Raw genomic sequence first — 17,002 nt, 5'->3', positions numbered from 1 at the left:
CGGTGTTGGCCGTCTTGTGATGCAGGTGTCCAAGCGTGTCCTGGGTGGACTGAAGGGATGAGCGGATCACCTGCCCGCACAGATCACACGAGTGGCGAGAGGTCGGTGACAATCAGAGAGACCGCCGTCTGGTTCAATGGACTTGCTACGATGCTCATGCGGCGGAGGAAGGCAGAGATATGATGTATCCCTCGACCTATTCGATCGTCGCGGTGGATCTCGCGAACGGCGAGCTTGGCGTTGCGGTAGCGTCCAAATTCCTTGCCGTCGGCGCAGTTGTTCCTTGGGCACGGGCCGGGGCCGGTGCCGTAGCGACCCAGTCCTATGCTAACGTCTCCTATGGCCCGCGTGGTCTCGACCTCATGGCGGCTGGTGTCTCCGCGCAGGAAGCGCTTGAGCAGCTCCTGGCCGATGATCCCGATCGTGAGCTCCGGCAGGTAGGCATCGTCGATGGACGCGGCGGTGCTGCCACCTTCACCGGCAGCGGTTGCCATGCCTGGGCAGGCGGGCGGACCGGACCGGGCTATGCAGCCCAGGGAAACATTCTCGCCGGCCCGGAGGTTGTCGACGCGATGGCGGAAACATTCGAGTCGACGCAGGGGCCGCTTGCTGCCCGCCTCCTTGCTGCGCTGGCAGCAGGGGACCGAGCAGGGGGTGACCGGCGAGGTCGACAATCGGCAGCACTCCTGGTCGTCAAGGAGCGAGGTGGCTATGGAGGGTATACTGATCGTTTCATCGACCTCCGCGTGGACGATCATGTGGATCCGGTCGGTGAGCTGCAGCGGCTCTACGAGATCTGGCGCTTGTACTTTGAGAAACCGGCTCCAGAAGACCGCCTCCCGCTCGAAGGAGCACTCCTCGTAGAACTCCAAGAACTGATGCACCTGCTCGGCTATTACCAGGGCCCGGCACATGGCCAGTGGGACGAAGCGACGCGCCAGGCTTATGCCACTCTCATCGGCAATGAAAACTTCGAGGAGCGTATTCCGCTCGACGCTGACTGGATCGACCGGAACGTCTTGGAGTACGTCCGTGATCTTGCCCGGCGTCGTCAGGGATGAACAGGCAGCACGTACAGAAGCTGGATTGATCATCATTTGGATGATGTCAGAATCGTTGGGGAACTGTTCTCGTTAAAACCTCTTGCAATCACTTGCTTGTGCGTGCCTTAACCGACGCACGAGAGATGGCTGTCTGAAAGCTACCGCATGGATCCCCCGCTCCTGCATGGGAACGCCTCCATTGTTTAGGGGCGTATTGTGCACACCGACGATCGTTGTTGGATCCTTTTGCGTAACTGATAGCTGCTGTAAGGCCTCCGACGATCACCATCCTGGCGGGGGCAGGACGCAAGAGTCCGGAACTTTCGTTAGCGGCCACGGCAATACTTGAGGCACAGACTGGACTCGGTTCTGGCAGGTAGCAATGAGCGCTCCCGTGGTCTGACCAGTACTTAGCACCTGTGTGGGAGCCACCCCCTTGGACGAAGGTGAGAGTGTTCGCGCTGCGGTCGTATCATCAACTTGACTGTGGACCGCGCTAACCTGGGGCAGGATGATGTGGCAAGTAGTGGACGAAGTTCACGAACAGCCCGAAGTCCTCTCTCGTCTCCTCACGGCCGGGCGGCCGCTTGTCGAGCAGGCGGCTGTCCGGATTCGCGCCGCTGCGCCCCGCTTTGTCGTCATTGCCGCGCGCGGAAGCTCCGATAACGCCGCCCGCTATGCCCAATACCTCCTTGGCGCACACAACCAACTCACTGTTGCGCTTGCGACCCCCTCTCTCTTCACCTTCTACCATCGCCCGCCAGCACTTGCCGGTAGTTTGGTCGTCGGCATCAGCCAGAGTGGTCATTCCCCCGATATCGTCGCAGTCGTCACCGAGGGACGTCGCCAAGGCGCACTGACCCTTGCCATCACCAACGATCCGACTTCACCCCTTGCCCGCGCTGCGGAGCTCGTGCTTCCCCTCCTCGCTGGCGAGGAGCGCGCGGTTGCCGCCACCAAGACGTATACTGCTCAGCTCTTCGTCCTCGCCATGCTCAGTGCGGCACTCAGCGATGATCCAACCTCCTGGGACGACCTCGCCCTGCTTCCTGATCGCGTTGCCCAAACGTTGGTGCTCAACCGCGACCTTCCGGAGCAGATGACGCCCCTCGTCTCCGTTCGTCACCTTGCCGTCATCGGTCGTGGATTTAACTACGCCACCGCTTTCGAGGTCGCGCTCAAACTCAAGGAAACCTGTCTGCTCGTCGCAGAACCGTACTCCTCGGCCGACTTCCGCCACGGCCCCATCGCACTCGTCGAGCCAGGCTTCCCAGTCGTTGTCGTCGCTCCCTCCGGGGCTGTCTTCCCCGACGTCGCTGCCCTTGTCGAGGAACTCCAGGCCCGCCGGGCCATGCTTGCTGTCATCACCGACGATCCTGGCCTCTCAGGCGTCGCAGATATCGCTCTCCCTCTCCCGGCGGGGGTGCCAGAGTGGCTCTCCCCGATTGTCGCAGTTGTCCCTGGCCAGCTCCTCGCGGTCTCCCTCGCCCAAGCCCGCGGACTCGACCCCGATGCCCCACGCGGTCTCCGCAAGGTCACCCGGACGCTCTAAGGGGAGGGAGCCATGCATCTCACACTCGTTGGAGGAGAGCTCATTGACGGTGGGGTACGGCGAACGGGCGAGCGACTCGTGCTGCGCGAGGGGCGTATCGTCGCCGTGGGGCCGGACGTGCCGTCTTGTGGCGTCGTTGTTGATGTCTCTGATCTGCTCATCCTCCCCGGCTTTCTTGATCTCCATACCCATGGTGGAGGCGGCTTTGCGCTTCACACCACCGAGCCCGAAGAGATTCTCGCCTACGCCCGCTGGGTTACCCGTACCGGCACCACTGCATTCCTCGTCAACGTCGTTGGTGTGCCAGACGATCTCCCCGAGCGCCAGCTAACGGCCGCTGCATTGGCAATCACCCACCCGGATCGCTCTGGCGCTGAGCCACTTGGCATCTATCTCGAGGGGCCATTTCTGAATCCGGCCCGTCGCGGTGCACACCACGCTTCTTGGCTTCGCAGTCCCGATCTTTCGCTCGCCGAACGTCTGCTCGCCGCAGCGCGCGGCCACCTTCGGGTCGTGACGCTTGCGCCCGAACTCCCTGGTGCCCTCGACATTCTCGACCGCTTCATCGCTGCTGGCGTACTCGTGGCCATCGGCCACACTGAGGCTCCGTATGAGCAAGCGCGAGTAGCCTTCGCTCATGGTGCGCGCCTTCTCACTCACTGCTTCAATGCCATGCCGCCGCTCCTCCACCGGGCGCCCGGCCCGCTTGGCGCACTGGTCGAGCAGGAAAGCGCCTTCGGTGAACTCATCGCCGATGGTCACCATGTCTTGCCGGTCGTGATGCGTGTTCTGGTCCATGCGCTCGGCCCTGGCCGGACAGTAGTGATCACCGATGCCCAACCTGGGGCTGGTCTCCCACCAGGAACCACCTTCAGCTTTGCTGGCTGTCTCGCCCGAGTCGACCCAGATGTCGCTCGGCTCACTGACGGCACTATCGCGGGTAGTGTGCTCACCATGGATCAGGCGCTGCGCGTCCTTGTGGAGTCCGTCGGTGTGCCGCTTGAAGATGCTGTCCTGATGCTCACGACAACTCCGGCACGCGCTATTGGCGTCGACCAGCGCAAAGGACGTCTTGCCCCAGGGTATGATGCTGACCTCGTCCTGCTCGACCGCAAACTCCGCGTCCAGGCGACCTTCTGCCGCGGACGCGTCGCGTTCGCGAGGAACGACTGGCTGGGTCGAGTAGATGACCCAGTGGCCGCGGCTTTGGAGGAAGCTGCGTTGAGACCAGACCTCGAGTGTTCCTCGAGCGAACCAGAGCATGACCTTGGGATGCGTCGATGAACGCAAGTGCAAACTGCAGAAGGAGACGTTCAAGCCCTAGGGGACTTGCGGTGTGAGTTGTTCATGGAGCATGAGCATGGAAATGACCGTCCGGTTGCCCCTGCTTCCCCCGCCACGCCAGCTCGAGTTCGGCCCTGCTGGCGAGATTTGGATGCTCGACTGGGACAGTGCGCTTGTCCTGCCAGCCAATGCCGCTGACCGACTCCACTTCGCTGCGCGCCAGCTCCAAGCGGCAGTCCAGGAGGCCACCGGCCTCCCGCTCCCCCTCCGCTCAGCGGCTGATCCACTCGATGGCACGAACTGCATCGCACTCGTCCTCGGAATGCCGCCGCTCCCGCCCTTTGCTGGTCTTCCGGAGCTTGGCCGAGAAGGTTATGTCCTCCACATCCGGAGTGACCGCGCGATCCTCGCCGCTGTCTCCGAGGTCGGTCTCTCGGCCGGCGTCCAGACGTTCCGCCAGGTCGTCCACGTGCTCGGGCGGCAGCTCCCGCCGCTCACCATCCGTGACTGGCCGGTCCTTCCACACCGTGGCATCATGCTCGATGTCTCCCGCGGCAAAGTCCCCACCCGGGAGACACTCTTCCGACTCGTCGATCTCCTTTCCAGCTTGAAGTACAACCATTTTCAGTTCTATATCGAGCACACCTTTTGGTCCACGCATCATCCGGAGATCGGTTCCGGGAGCGACCCGCTCACCCCGGACGATATCCTCGCGCTCGATCACTACTGCCGCGAGCGTCACGTGGAGTTCGTCCCCAATCTCCAGTCGTTCGGCCACCAGCGACGCTTGCTCTCTCTGCCACAATACGCCCATATCGACGAGGTGGGCTGGCGCTGGAGTCTCACTCCAGCGCGGGAGGAGACCTACCAGCTCCTGGATGAGCTCTACGCTGACTTCCTGCCCAACTTCACCTCCTCCTGGTTTAATGTTGACTGTGATGAGACCTGGGATCTCGGCACTGGTCAGTCCAAACCGCTTGCCCGGGAACTTGGGAAAGGACGCCTCTATCTCCGTCACATTCTGCGCCTCCGTGACCTCGCAGCGCGCTATGGACGACGCATCATGATCTGGGCAGACATCCTGCTCCACTATCCGGAGCTTGTCGCCGAGCTTCCGGAGGACATCCTCCTCCTGGACTGGCATTACGAGGCGCAGGAGCAGTACCCCACTGCCGCGCTCCTTGGCTCGCTCGGCCGCGCCTTCTGGGTCTGCCCCGGTACCTCGAGCTGGAACACCCTCTTCCCCCGCATCGCCAATGCCATCGGCAACATCCGCACTTTCGTTCGCGACGGGATCGCCGCTGGGGCCTCCGGCATGCTCCTCACCGACTGGGGTGATTACGGCCACTACCAGGCACTCTCCCTCTCTCTTTATCCCTATGCCGTTGGTGCCGCAGTGGCATGGTCGGGCCCGGATGTGCCACAGGAGACGCTCGATGCAGCGTTCGCGGTGCACCTGTTCCGGCGTCCGCCAGGCGATGCCAGCGTGCAGGCCATCCACGCACTCGGCAGTGCAGTGACCGCACCGACGCTCGGGTTGCCCAACCGCTCGAACAGCGCACTTGCCCTCTTTGATGAGCCACTGGCCGGTCGCTTGATTGACGCCGTGGATCCCACCGCACTTGCCCAGCTGCACGCGGCAGCGCTTGCGGCACTGGAGGCCTGGAGTGCGCTTCCCGAGCCACGGTATCGGCTCGACTACACCTTCGCGGCCCGTCTCGTTGCCTTCGCCGCCGAGAAACTCCACGCGAGCCAGGAGCTCCGCAGGCTGCTCCGCCAGCTGCCTGATCCTGCTGATCCGACTGCCCGCGCTGACGGTCTGACGCGGCTCGATGCTGCGGTTGCACGCCTTGCGGCACACCGGGGTCGCCTCGCCTCCCTGTCTGCCGAATTCGAGGCCGGTTGGCTGCGTCATGCCCGTCGCAGCGAGATACACCAGACGCTTGACCGCTTCGCTGCGCTCGACCGCCGTTACCAGGCAGCCTTGGACTGGCTCAGTGCCCAACGGGTGCGGTACGCCGCCGGTGAGCCGATCGATGCGGAATGCAACAGCTATGCCACCGGAGGCTACCGCGCGCTGTGGGAGGAAGGGTTCGCCAACATCCTGGAGCTTGCGCGGTTGGTGGGTGTCGAGGAGTTGCCGCCCGACATTCGTCACTCTCTTGAACATGCCGGACTCCTTGGTGGCCTCTCGACCACCTAGCGGGCCAGCCTTGCGCTCCTGTTCATGGCAGCTGCTCGTGTTGTGGCGCTCCACCGGGGAATCGGACAAGGAGCAGAGTGCCGGATTGAACTCTCCCGCCTAGCCTTGCTTTCCTGCCTGACTCTTCCCAAACTGCGCTATCTTTGCGATCATGACCCTGTCGGGCATTCCCGTTACCATTCAGGCCAAGCTCGACTCCGTCACTGCGCAACGAGGCGCCGGGTTGGAAGGAGTTGTCCCGTGCCAACGACGATTACCCGTCTTGAGGTCTACGATGTCCGTTTCCCGACTTCCCTTACCCTGGCCGGCTCCGATGCCATGCATCCCGACCCCGACTACTCGGCGGCGTACGTCATCCTGCATACCGATTCTCCGGGCCTGGAAGGCCACGGTCTTACCTTCACCATTGGTCGTGGGAACGAGCTTTGTGTCGCTGCCGTCCGCTCGCTCGAACCGTTTGTCGTTGGCCAACGCCTGGAAGAGATCGTGGCCGACTTTGGCCGCTACTGGTATCGGCTCACCGCTGATGGTCAGCTGCGATGGGTTGGCCCGGAGAAGGGTGTTCTGCACCTGGCCACGGCAGCCGTCGTAAACGCTCTCTGGGATCTCTGGGCCCGGGCCGTCGAGAAACCGGTCTGGAAGCTCCTTGCTGACTTGTCTCCCGAAGAACTCGTCCGTCTGATCCCCTTCCGTCACATCACCGACGCTCTTACTCCAGACGAGGCGCTGGACATGCTGCGCCGCCAGGCGCCGACACGCGCCGAGCGCGAGCTGGAGCTGTTCCGTTCCGGTTATCCCTGCTACACCACTTCAGCTGGTTGGCTCGGCTACAGTGACGAGCAGGTTGCCGCATTAGCCCGCCAGGCCATCGAGCAGGGCTTCACGGCCATCAAGATGAAGGTGGGCCAGGATCTTGCGCACGACCGTGCCCGCGCTCGTCTCTTGCGCGACGTTATTGGCCCGGAGCGCAAGCTCATGATGGATGCCAACCAACGCTGGGATGTTCCTGAGGCGATCGCTTGGATGCGGGAGTTGGCGGAGTTCGATCCCTGGTGGATTGAAGAGCCCACCCATCCGGATGACGTGCTCGGCCACAAGGCGATCGCTGAGGCCATTGCGCCCATCGGCGTCGCGACTGGAGAGCACTGTGCCAACCGCGTCGTCTTCAAGCAGCTGCTCGCCTCGGGTGCCATCCGCTTCTGCCAGATCGATGCCTGTCGGCTGGGTGGCGTCAACGAGGTGCTGGCAGTCCTTCTCCTCGCAGCCAAGTTCGGTGTCCCTGTCTGTCCCCATGCCGGGGGCGTCGGCTTGTGCGAGTACGTGCAGCATCTTTCGATGTTCGACTTCATCGCCGTCAGTGGCACGATGGAGCACCGGATGATTGAGCATGTTGAGCATCTGCACGAGCACTTCGTCGACCCGGTGCGGGTGCAGCATGCGCGCTATCTCCCACCGGAACGGCCAGGGTACTCCATCGAGATGAAGCGGGGGTCCCTTGAGCAGTACCGCTACCCTGATGGCCCAGTGTGGCAGGAGCTCCTGAAGCGGGCAGAGGGGTAAGATGCAAAGAGATACGACGGGACATGCGCTCGCGTGGTGCGCCCGACCGAGCGGTGATCAGAGAGAGCGGCAGAGTGACAGTTGGATGAGAGGTCTTTGGGGAGGGATGTGAGCACAGCGAGGTCTGACACTACCGAGCATGCGGTTGAGGATATGATCGGTGAAGGGGTGAGGCAAAAGGTGTCCCATCGTGGGTCCGCCGCCTGAGGCCTCACGGCCCTTTTGCTCGTCGCGATGCGGATGTGGTACTACCAAGGGGGAGAGGGCCGAATTTCGGCGTCAGTACAAAGTGTTGTCCCCACGCACGTGGGGGTGTACCGCACTGCTCAGAGCCCAGGCTCGCCCGGATCGCCGTTGCCCCCACGCACCTGGGGGTGTACCGGAGGCCGGTGTTGTCGCCGAGCACGAGCTTCCGTGTCTCCACGCACGTGGTGGTGCCACCCTCCGGTGGGATATGAGTGGTCATACCGAGTGGTTCCCCACGTGCGTGGCTGTGTATCGAAGCGGAGGAGTTCACGGTTTATGCCCAGTTCGGTCCCCTCCTGTGGGGAGGACCGAGCCGGCGTGACATCACCCAGACCCGCCGATCATCACCGCGACGGTTGTCAGTCCTGCTGGATACGTCTGGGAAGACACGCCGGTCCGACCGTCGCGGCAGCGGTGGTCGGGCCAGCTCCGTCCCGTCACCCTCGACACAGCGGAGCGTGCCCACTGATCCAACCTCTCCCCACCGAGCACCTGTTGATGCTGCAGCACTGGAGCACGCCTAGCCCGGCCCCCGGAGCGTTGTGGGTCGCCATCCCCGCTATCGTGCAGTCCACCATGGTGAGTCTCTTGCGATCTTGTCTCACCCTAGCCGTGTGCTCACTGCAAGGTATCTACTGCTCCGGCGCCTCCTCGCTGACACGCTCCGCCAGCCGACCGCCGAAGCGGAGGAAGACCGGCTGCGTCGCCTCCTCACTGATGAAGTCGATCCGCATCCCTGCGTAGTCACCCTCCGTCACGATGAACTCCCAGGGGCTGATCGGCTTGGCTAGGATCGCCGGAAGCTTCGTCTCCTCCCCCGTCAGCGGGTGCCGCATCGTCGACTCGATCGCGATACCGTCCCCCTCAACTCGCACGACCTGATCGACACCGGGACGGCGATAGCGTCCCGTCACGCGCGCCAGCTGCGCCTGCTCGAGGGACACGACCGGTGGTCGCTCGAGGGTGATCCCGCAAGCGCGCTGCAAGAGCCACTCCTCGATCGCGCGGATCGCGGCTGTTCCGCGACTCGAGTTCGTCAGGAGCGCAACTGCGAACTGCCGTTCCGGAACGAGTAAGAGCTGCGCCTGGAAGCCGTTGGTCGATCCTCCGTGCTCGACCAGCCGATGCCCTCCTGGTGTCCGCAGCGCCCAGCCGATCCCGTAGGCATCAGCAAAGTTCGCTGCCGTCACTTGGGGCCGCTGCATCTCCTCCACCGCCGTGGAGCTCAGCAGCTGCCGCTCTCCCACACGTCCACCTTGGAGATGCAGTGCGGCAAAGCGGAGCAGGTCGCCAACCGTCGCGATGATTCCGCCCGCTGGGTTGCTACTTCGCGGGATCGGATAGGGACGGGCGATCTGTGGCCCCGCTCCGGTCGTCGGGTCGTAGGAGTGTCCGACTGAGACCGGGAAGGTAATGGCCTCGTGCGCGAAGAAGGTCGAATGATGCATCTCCAGCGGTTCGAAGATCCGCTCCTTCACCAGCTGCTCATACGGCTTGTCCGCAAGGACCTCCAGGATCCGTCCGGCGAGATTGAACCCGCTATTGCAGTAGCTCCAAAGTTGCCCCGGCCGTGTCCACTGGCGGATGGTGTGCAGACTGGCGACATACTTGGCAAGCGCATCATCGCCCCAGCCGCAGTCGGCGAAGTAATCCCCCTCCAGCCCTGACGTGTGTGTCAAGAGATGCCGCATCGTGATCGTCTGTCGGGCCTCCTCATCCGCCAGCTGGAGTTCTGGGAGATACCGCATGACTGGCGTGTCGAGCTCGAGCTTCCCCTCCTCGACGAACTGCATAACAACCGTGGCGGTGTAGACCTTGGTGATCGAACCGATCTGGAATAGGGTATTGGGACGCACAACGCAACCCGTCTCGGCATGCGCGATGCCGAAGGCACGCTCCGCGGTCGTGCCCCTATCCCAAATGCCCACTGCGAGCCCCGGGACGTTCCATGTGGTCAGGTGCTGCTCGATGAATGCCCCCAGCTCCTCGATCCACTGTCCTTCGGCCACCGTGTCCACCCTTCCCTTGATGACCTCACTACTACCTCACGCACTGCGCACGGCTTCTTCACCCGGCCTCTCGGTGTGGGTCGAGTGCATCGCGCAGCCCGTCACCGAGGAGGTTGAACCCGAGCACTGTGAAGGCAATCGCTAACCCCGGGAAGGCCGCGATCCACCACTGTCGGCGCAAGTACTCCCGGCCGCTTGCCAGCATCGCACCCCACTCCGGTGTCGGTGGCTGTGCTCCCATCCCGATGAAGCTGAGCGCTGCTCCTGCCAAGACCGCGCTGGCAAAGCCGAGGGAAGCGAGCACGATGATCGGTGAAAGCGTGTTCGGAAAGAGGTGCCGGAAGAGGATTCGCGTTGTCGAACATCCGGTGACCCGTGCTGCGACGATGAATTCTTCCTGCTTCAACGCCAGCACTTGCCCACGCATCACCCGCGCATAGGTCGGAAGCGCTCCGATGCCGACCGCGATTATCACGTTCAGTAAACCCGGCCCGAGCACGGCAGTGATCGCCAAGGCGAGGAGGAGCCCTGGGAAGGCGAGCAGCACGTCGATCACCCACTGCCCCGCGGTATCGAGCCAACCGCCGAGGTAGCCCGTGACGAGACCAAGGAGGCATCCCAACGTCCCGGCGATGCCGACTGCGACGATGCCAACTTGCAGAGAGATGCGCGCTCCGTAGATCACGCGGGAGAAGACATCACGTCCGAACTCATCCGTCCCAAAGGGATGCATGAGGCTCGGTTGTTGGAAACGATTCGCCAGATCCATCGCCAGCGGGTCGTGCGGTGCGATGAGCGGCCCGATCAGCGCCACCAACAGCAGGGTCGCGATCATACTTCCACCGACGACCGCGCTCGGGTGCCGCATGAGTTCACGCCAGGTGCGGGACGTGCCAGGCCGTGAGTGCCTGAACGGCCCTGACCGTACCACCGTCGCGACCTCAGCCATGAGAGGCGCCTCGCTCGATCACTGGGCCTCGCCTTCTAGGCATAGCTCACGCGCGGGTCGATCAGGCAGTACAGGAGATCGACCGCGAGGTTTACCAGGACGTACACCACCGCCACAAAGAGGACGATCCCTTGGATCAGTGGGAAGTCACGCGCCTGCAATGCATTGACTGCGAGCAATCCGATCCCTGGATAGGCGAACACCGCTTCGATGATGACTGCCCCGGAGAGGAGCTGCCCGAGCTGGAGCCCAACGATCGTGACCACAGGGATCAGCGCGTTGCGCAGCACGTGCCGCGTCAAGATAGTCGCCTCACGCAGCCCTTTGGCCCGGGCGGTCCGGACATAGTCCCGGGAGAGTTCGTCTAACAGGCTCGAGCGCATCAAGCGTGCCAGGATGCCCGACGTCAGCACCCCGAGCGTCACCGCGGGCAACACGAGGTGACGCCAGCTCGCTGCACCGGAGACCGGAAACCATCCGAGGTGGACGGCGAACAGCAAGATCAGCATCAAGCCGAGCCAGAAGGACGGGAGCGAGACGCCGAGGACCGCCAGGAGCATCGTCGCCGTGTCGATCCAGGAGCCGCGAAAGACCGCTGCAAGGATGCCAGCGGACACTCCTGTGAGGAGCGCCACGGTAAGACTGGCGACCGTCAGCTTGAGGGTGTTCGGAAGCCGCGTCAGGATCTCACGTGTTACTGGCTGTTTACTGCGGAACGATCGCCCCAGGTCACCCCGCAGCGCCCGGCTGAGGAAATGGAGATACTGGCGATAGATGGGGAGGTCGAGCCCGAGTTGCCGCCGCAGCGCTGCTCGTTGCTCAGGCGTCGGCGGCGGCTGGTTCGCGAACATGATGTCGACCGGATCACCGGGGACGAGCCGCACCATCGTGAACACCAGGAGTGTCACGCCGAAGAGCACTGCGCCGGCTGCGATGAGTCGCTTGACGAGATACTGCTGCATCCCTGTGCCCGAATGCTCCCCTTCTTGTCCACCGCGTGCCGGGGCCCTCTTGCGCCCTTCCGCCGATCAGCCGCTGATGACCGCGTCCTCGTACACGTAAATCCCCTGCGGCCCGATCTTGAATCCCTGTACCTCCTTCCGGACCGCAACGACGGAAACCGGCGACCACAGGGGCACCATCGCGGCATCACGGAGCATGATCTTCATCGCCTCGAAGTACAGGCGGCACCGCTCGCCGTGCTCTACGACGCGACTCGCCTCAGTGACCAGGCGCCGATACTCTTCCGGCCGATACAGGCCAATGCCAGCATTCGTCGAGGTCATCATGGAGAGCATGTGTGGTTCCGTCCAGCCCCAGCTGATGAGCGTGAAGTTGGACGTATCGTCGGCAGTCCCCAGTCTCGCCAAGAGACTCCCCGGCTCCAGTGTCTCGAGCTTCACCGAGAAGCCAAGCTGATTCAGCTGGTTCTGAATCACCTGAGCGATCTTCTCCTGCGTCGTGGCGCTCCACGTCCAGAGTGTCACCTGCAAAGGCTGCCCGTCCTTCTGCCGCACCGAACCCCCGGCGGGAAGTGTCCAGCCAGCCTCGTCGAGCAGCTGAGCCGCCCGCTGCGGATCGTAGCGATACCCGAACTGCTCGATCGCTGGATCGTAGCAGGCCACACCGGTCGGTAGCGGCCCGTAATTGCGTACTGCGAGACCTTCCAAGATCGTGGCGATGATCTGATCCACGTCGATCCCATACGCCACCGCTTGGCGTACTCGGACGTCGTCGAATGGCGGACGGAAGATCGCACCGTACTCGCCCGGCGGGGGCTCCATGTGGAATTCGAGAAAGGCGATGCTGACGCTCTGCTCGATGCGGAACAGCTGGACTTCGGGATTCGCGGCAAAGTCCGCGACGGCGTAGGGTGGGACGGCCAACACGTTGATCTCCCCCGTCTCGAATGCCGCGATCTGTGTCTGCTCGTCCGGAATCGTCCGAAACACGAGTTCAGCGACGCGCGGCGGGCCTTGGTTTTCCACATAGGATCGGAAGTTCCGATACTCCGGATTGCGTTCCAGAACGATCTCTTCTCCCGCTCGCCACTCCTTGAACTTCCACGGTCCCGTCCCGACCGGATGCTTGCCGAACTCGTCACCGTACGTCTGGACTGCAGTGGGCGAGATGATTCCGAAGTATCCCGTGCAGAGATTGCCTAAGAACGGCGCGAACGGCTCCTTCAAACGCATGCGTACCGTCAGCTGATCGATCACCTCGACGCTCTCCAACGCGGTGATCCACGCACTCGCCAGTGCACCGGTCTGGGGGTCGAGGATCCGATCGAAGGTGAACTTCACCGCATCAGCAGTGAACGCTGTGCCATCGTGGAACCGGATCCCATCCCTGAGCGAGAAGGTGTACTCCCGGGCATCCTCAGAGATCTCCCATCCGCTGGCGAGTACGCCCTCGACCTCGAGCCGCTCGTTCCACGACACCAGCGGGTCAAAGATGTTTGTGAAAACTTGCCAGGAGAGCGAAGAAACCGTGAGGTGCGGATCCAGCGTATCGGCGTCACCCGTCCGCCCGACGATGATCCGACCACTCGCCTCCTGGGGCGGTTGCGTGGTCGCTGTGACCGCCGGAGTTGCTGCCGTTGGTGTCTGGACAAGCGTCGGCTCGGGGGTCGGCTGTTGACGACCTCGACACGCCGCGATGAGAGCGCTCGAGCCCAACACTCCTGCTGCCAAACCCCAGGCGATCATGCGCCGGCGGGTGGTGCGCACGGTGAGGCGTCGCTGTCGCAGACTACCATCGGATGTGGGAAATGTCTCGGCCATGCCGTCTCCTCCTCGTCTTCGCAATACGCAGTGGTCCCCGCACTACTCGCTCGCTTGAGACCGTTCTGCTCCGTCGTCCGGGCGCCGCTGGCCCCGCGCTCGTCCTCGTCGTGCCCGGCGTTGCCCGAGCACGGACAGTGCCGATCGCCTGGCCCGCGGGAAGAGCACCGGTGTGAACTCGAGCACGATGTCCCCCGACTCGTCCTCGAGTGCTTGGAATTCTGTGAGAAGTTCTAGGAGACGCTGCTTGAACCGCTGTGCCCGTTCGGCTGTGGTCCGCGTGATCCACCGCTGGACGAGGCTTATTTCAGGATGGGCTGTGAACGTGCCCTCGAGGAGCGCGGCCTGGAGTTCCCCCACGGTCATGTCGAGGGTCGTCGTCACAAGGTCGACGCTTGCATCGAGCTGTTCTGGCCCATCTTGTGGCTGGAGCAGGGTTGGTGCAAGGCGGTAGAACCGCGCGGCGGCTCGATAGTACTTGGTCTGGATTCCGGACTCGATCGCCGTCCGCACCAGCCGGATCAGCCCGGCCTTCTCGAGTTCTCGCACATGGTAGTAGAGTGTCGTCGATCGCAGTCCGAGCCGATATCCGATCTGGGCGACGTTCAACGCTTCCCGTTGCAGACACTCGAGGATCGCGAGCCGCAACGGGTGCAAGCAGGCGCGCAGTGTCCCCAGATCGGCAATCACATGCACATCGGCTGGCTCGAAGGGCTCCGCCTCGTTCGCTTCGTGTGCGGCCATCGTTCCTCTTTCGAGAAGTCTCGAGCATTCAAATACTCTTGAACACAGTCTACTGGGACGTGTGCTGCGGGTCAAGAGGTGGTCCCGTGTTCGCCTTGCCCTCTCGTGCTGTGGCGGAATCCCGAACGGGAGTGGGGGCGTCCCTGAGCAGGCCCTTGTGCACTGTTCGCCACTCGCGTGGCCGGGTGGGCTCTCCTCTCTTTCCCGAGGTCACCTCTGCTGTAACTGGGGCGACAGGGGGCCTCGCAGGGTGACCTTGACACTCTGCTGCTCCGCAAGGAACGAGCAGCATTCCGATCTTGGACTCTGGAGAAGGCCCCTGCCTGAGCCGAGTGCGAGGGGGCTGCCTCTCATCTCCGAGGTTGCATCAGGGATACGGCCGTTCAGGGGTCGTGCTCGCGTCCTCTGACTGCAGCGGGCCGGCATGGGCTCTTGCGGAAGCGTCCGGGGGCGTCTTCACCCAGTCGCCCCGGACCCTCGATTCCGCGCCGAGGGGCACTTCCCCAGCCTGATCGGTGGATCGGTACCATGCCTGCTGAAAGGGGGTAAGCCGCGGCACCGCGGGTGGTCGATCGCCCGGCTACGCGCCACTTGGTAGAATCGCGTCGGCCTAACGCAGACGGCCTTCACCGTGGGGAGGTCAGATGCGCATTCATCTCGGCCCTCCACCTCACGACCCGACGTTTGACGCTCAGCCACCCTGGCGACCGCTCCGTGAGCCGCGCCACATCGCCGTCGTTATCGCCCTGGCTCTGCCGCTCGGATTGGCGGCCGCAGCCGGATACCTTGCCCTGGCCCTGTTCCTGGAACCGACACGCCAACTCGTCATCTCTGGCGATCGCTGGACCTTCGCTGCCGTCCTCCTCTTGATTCCCGTGCACGAGTTCCTGCATGCCCTGGTCATGCCTGGCTCATTCACCTCACCGCAGCTCGTGCTGGGCGTGTGGCCCCGTGCCTTCCTCGCCTACGTGCACTATACTGGCGAGCTCACCCGCGAACGCTGGCTCCTCGTCACCCTGTGCCCGCTCGTCGCCGTCACTGTGGCCACACTCGCGTTGAGTCGGCTGGTCCCTGCCTGGCGCGAGCCAGCCCTGGTGTTCGGCCTGCTCAACGCGATCGGCGCCGGCGGTGATCTGCTGAGCGCAGCCCTCGTCTTGGCTCAAGTACCACCTGAGGCCAGTCTGCGGAACCAGGGCTGGCGCACCTTTTGGCGCCCACGGTGACGGGTGGCTGTTCCCCGCTGAGCGTCGCAGGGGTGACAGCGTTGCCTCTGCTGTAAGGTTGTACCTTCCCCTCTGCTCGCGTCCACCGACCAGGACGCGTGGTGCGGTCACGCTCGTGAACCTCCGTCACCTCCCATGCAGCTGCTCGTCGCCGATGACGGCAAATCCGCCTGCCACGCGCTGACGGGAGTCGGTCGCCCCGGCGGGTACGCGGAAACTCCCGTCTGCGGTACCCTCTTGCGGGGACAGGAGCGCGGATATCCCCTGCGCGGAATGGTGGAGGTGTTCGATGCCCGACCGTGAACAGCGTTGCGTGAATGCCATCCGTGTCCTCGCCATGGATGCCGTGGAACGTGCTCGTTCCGGTCATCCCGGGATGCCGATGGGGATGGCCGATGTCGCCTTTGTCCTCTGGACAAAGCACCTGCGGCACAACCCCGCGAATCCACGCTGGCTCAACCGCGACCGCTTCGTCCTCTCCGCCGGCCACGGCTCGATGCTCCTCTACGCTCTTCTCTACTTGAGCGGCGTACTCACGCTCGACGATCTCCAGAACTTCCGCCAGTGGGGCAGCCGCACACCCGGCCATCCCGAGTATGGCCATACCCCAGGCGTTGAGATCACTACTGGCCCACTCGGCCAGGGGTTCGCAGCTGGGGTAGGGATGGCCCTCGCGGAACGCTGGCTTGCCGAGCGCTTCAACCGACCCGGCTACCCGGTCGTCGACCACTATACCTACGCCATCGTTAGCGATGGCGACCTGATGGAGGGAGTGAGCTACGAGGCAGCCTCGCTCGCTGGGCACCTCGGCCTGGGTCGACTCATCTACCTGTATGACGACAACGAGGTCTCCATCGATGGTTCCACTGATCTCACCTTCACCGAGGACGTCCGCCTCCGCTTCACCGCTTGCGGTTGGCACGTGCTCGAGGTCGATGGCCACGACCGGCTTGCTGTCGATCAGGCACTCATCGAGGCCCGCGCCGAGCTCGACCGCCCCAGCCTCATTATTTGTCATACCCACATCGCCTATGGCAGCCCCGGTAAACAAGACACCGCGGCGGCTCACGGCGCTCCGCTCGGCCCCGACGAGGTCCGCCGCACGAAGCAGGCACTCGGTTGGCCAGAGGAGCCCCCATTCTTCGTCCCCCAAGAGGTCCTGGACTACTTTGCCAGCCTTCGTCCCACGTGGCAGCAGTTCGAGGACGAATGGAACGCCATATTCGTCGCCTGGCGCGCCGCCTATCCCGAGCTGGCAGCCGAGTGGGACACTGCCTTTTCCCGTACACTCCCCTCTGGATGGGATGCTGCGCTTCCCACGTTCACCAACGGACAGCAGCTCGCCACTCGTGAGGCATCAGGGTTGGTGCTCAACGCGCTCGCTCCACGGATTCCCTTCCTCGTTG

General features: G+C 63.6%; 12 protein-coding genes. 7 read left to right on the top strand and 5 right to left on the bottom strand.

All coding sequences use genetic code 11. From position 1 onward, the window contains the following. Positions 1-182: 182 nt before the first annotated feature. From NET03_RS12840 to NET03_RS12820, 5 genes are all read left to right on the top strand, one after another. Positions 183-1,061, top strand: a complete 879-nt coding sequence (locus NET03_RS12840) for a DUF1028 domain-containing protein (RefSeq protein ID WP_503008233.1) — start codon at positions 183-185, stop codon at positions 1,059-1,061. 493 nt (positions 1,062-1,554) lie between these two features. Beyond that, positions 1,555-2,595, top strand: coding sequence for an SIS domain-containing protein (locus NET03_RS12835; RefSeq protein WP_252129292.1), 1,041 nt, complete (start codon positions 1,555-1,557; stop codon positions 2,593-2,595). Between the two features lie 12 nt (positions 2,596-2,607). Next, on the top strand, positions 2,608-3,879 hold the full coding sequence (gene nagA, locus NET03_RS12830) for an N-acetylglucosamine-6-phosphate deacetylase (RefSeq protein ID WP_252129291.1): 1,272 nt from the start codon (positions 2,608-2,610) through the stop codon (positions 3,877-3,879). Positions 3,880-3,955: 76 nt separating this feature from the next. Further along, on the top strand, positions 3,956-6,082 hold the full coding sequence (locus NET03_RS12825; protein WP_252129290.1) for a beta-N-acetylhexosaminidase: 2,127 nt from the start codon (positions 3,956-3,958) through the stop codon (positions 6,080-6,082). A gap of 240 nt (positions 6,083-6,322) precedes the next feature. Continuing rightward, complete coding sequence (locus NET03_RS12820) at positions 6,323-7,642, top strand: L-fuconate dehydratase (protein WP_252129289.1); 1,320 nt, start codon at positions 6,323-6,325, stop codon at positions 7,640-7,642. Positions 7,643-8,520: 878 nt separating this feature from the next. Here the strand turns inward: NET03_RS12820 and NET03_RS12815 are convergent. The 5 genes from NET03_RS12815 to NET03_RS12795 all read right to left on the bottom strand — a co-directional run bounded on the left by NET03_RS12815 (position 8,521) and on the right by NET03_RS12795 (position 14,373). Then, positions 8,521-9,897, bottom strand: coding sequence for a serine hydrolase domain-containing protein (locus tag NET03_RS12815; protein WP_252129288.1), 1,377 nt, complete (start codon positions 9,895-9,897; stop codon positions 8,521-8,523). 58 nt (positions 9,898-9,955) lie between these two features. Beyond that, positions 9,956-10,846, bottom strand: coding sequence for a nickel transporter permease (nikC, locus tag NET03_RS12810; RefSeq protein ID WP_252129287.1), 891 nt, complete (start codon positions 10,844-10,846; stop codon positions 9,956-9,958). Positions 10,847-10,881: 35 nt separating this feature from the next. Next, positions 10,882-11,808 carry a nickel ABC transporter permease gene (gene nikB / locus NET03_RS12805; protein ID WP_252129286.1) on the bottom strand — a complete coding sequence of 309 codons (927 nt, stop codon included), beginning with the start codon at positions 11,806-11,808 and terminating at the stop codon, positions 10,882-10,884. A gap of 66 nt (positions 11,809-11,874) precedes the next feature. Then, positions 11,875-13,629 (bottom strand): ABC transporter substrate-binding protein, encoded by a 1,755-nt coding sequence (locus tag NET03_RS12800; protein WP_252129285.1) that lies wholly within the window; start codon positions 13,627-13,629, stop codon positions 11,875-11,877. A gap of 42 nt (positions 13,630-13,671) precedes the next feature. Next, positions 13,672-14,373, bottom strand: a complete 702-nt coding sequence (locus NET03_RS12795; protein ID WP_252129284.1) for an ArsR/SmtB family transcription factor — start codon at positions 14,371-14,373, stop codon at positions 13,672-13,674. 644 nt (positions 14,374-15,017) lie between these two features. Here NET03_RS12795 and NET03_RS12790 point away from each other — a divergent pair. Both NET03_RS12790 and NET03_RS12785 read left to right on the top strand, forming a co-directional pair. Then, complete coding sequence (locus tag NET03_RS12790) at positions 15,018-15,596, top strand: DUF3267 domain-containing protein (RefSeq protein ID WP_252129283.1); 579 nt, start codon at positions 15,018-15,020, stop codon at positions 15,594-15,596. Positions 15,597-15,885: 289 nt separating this feature from the next. Beyond that, positions 15,886-17,002, top strand: a 1,117-nt coding sequence (locus NET03_RS12785; RefSeq protein WP_286207478.1) for a thiamine pyrophosphate-binding protein, incomplete at its 3' end; no start/stop codon positions are given.

Origin of the sequence: Thermomicrobium sp. CFH 73360, assembly GCF_023806465.1 — a bacterium.
GTDB lineage: Bacteria > Chloroflexota > Chloroflexia > Thermomicrobiales > Thermomicrobiaceae > Thermomicrobium.
Note: the sequence above shows the minus strand (reverse complement) of the source record. Positions and strands in the feature narration are given on the sequence as shown.

Excerpts from the sequence above, each read along its gene's own strand:
- NET03_RS12825 (WP_252129290.1), top strand. The coding sequence starts at position 3,956 with ATGGAAATGACCGTCCGGTTGCCCCTGCTTCCCCCGCCACGCCAGCTC.
- NET03_RS12840 (WP_503008233.1), top strand. The coding sequence starts at position 183 with ATGTATCCCTCGACCTATTCGATCGTCGCGGTGGATCTCGCGAACGGC.
- NET03_RS12795 (WP_252129284.1), bottom strand. The coding sequence starts at position 14,373 with ATGGCCGCACACGAAGCGAACGAGGCGGAGCCCTTCGAGCCAGCCGAT.
- NET03_RS12800 (WP_252129285.1), bottom strand. The coding sequence starts at position 13,629 with ATGGCCGAGACATTTCCCACATCCGATGGTAGTCTGCGACAGCGACGC.
- NET03_RS12790 (WP_252129283.1), top strand. The coding sequence starts at position 15,018 with ATGCGCATTCATCTCGGCCCTCCACCTCACGACCCGACGTTTGACGCT.
- nagA (WP_252129291.1), top strand. The coding sequence starts at position 2,608 with ATGCATCTCACACTCGTTGGAGGAGAGCTCATTGACGGTGGGGTACGG.
- nikC (WP_252129287.1), bottom strand. The coding sequence starts at position 10,846 with ATGGCTGAGGTCGCGACGGTGGTACGGTCAGGGCCGTTCAGGCACTCA.
- NET03_RS12835 (WP_252129292.1), top strand. The coding sequence starts at position 1,555 with ATGATGTGGCAAGTAGTGGACGAAGTTCACGAACAGCCCGAAGTCCTC.
- nikB (WP_252129286.1), bottom strand. The coding sequence starts at position 11,808 with ATGCAGCAGTATCTCGTCAAGCGACTCATCGCAGCCGGCGCAGTGCTC.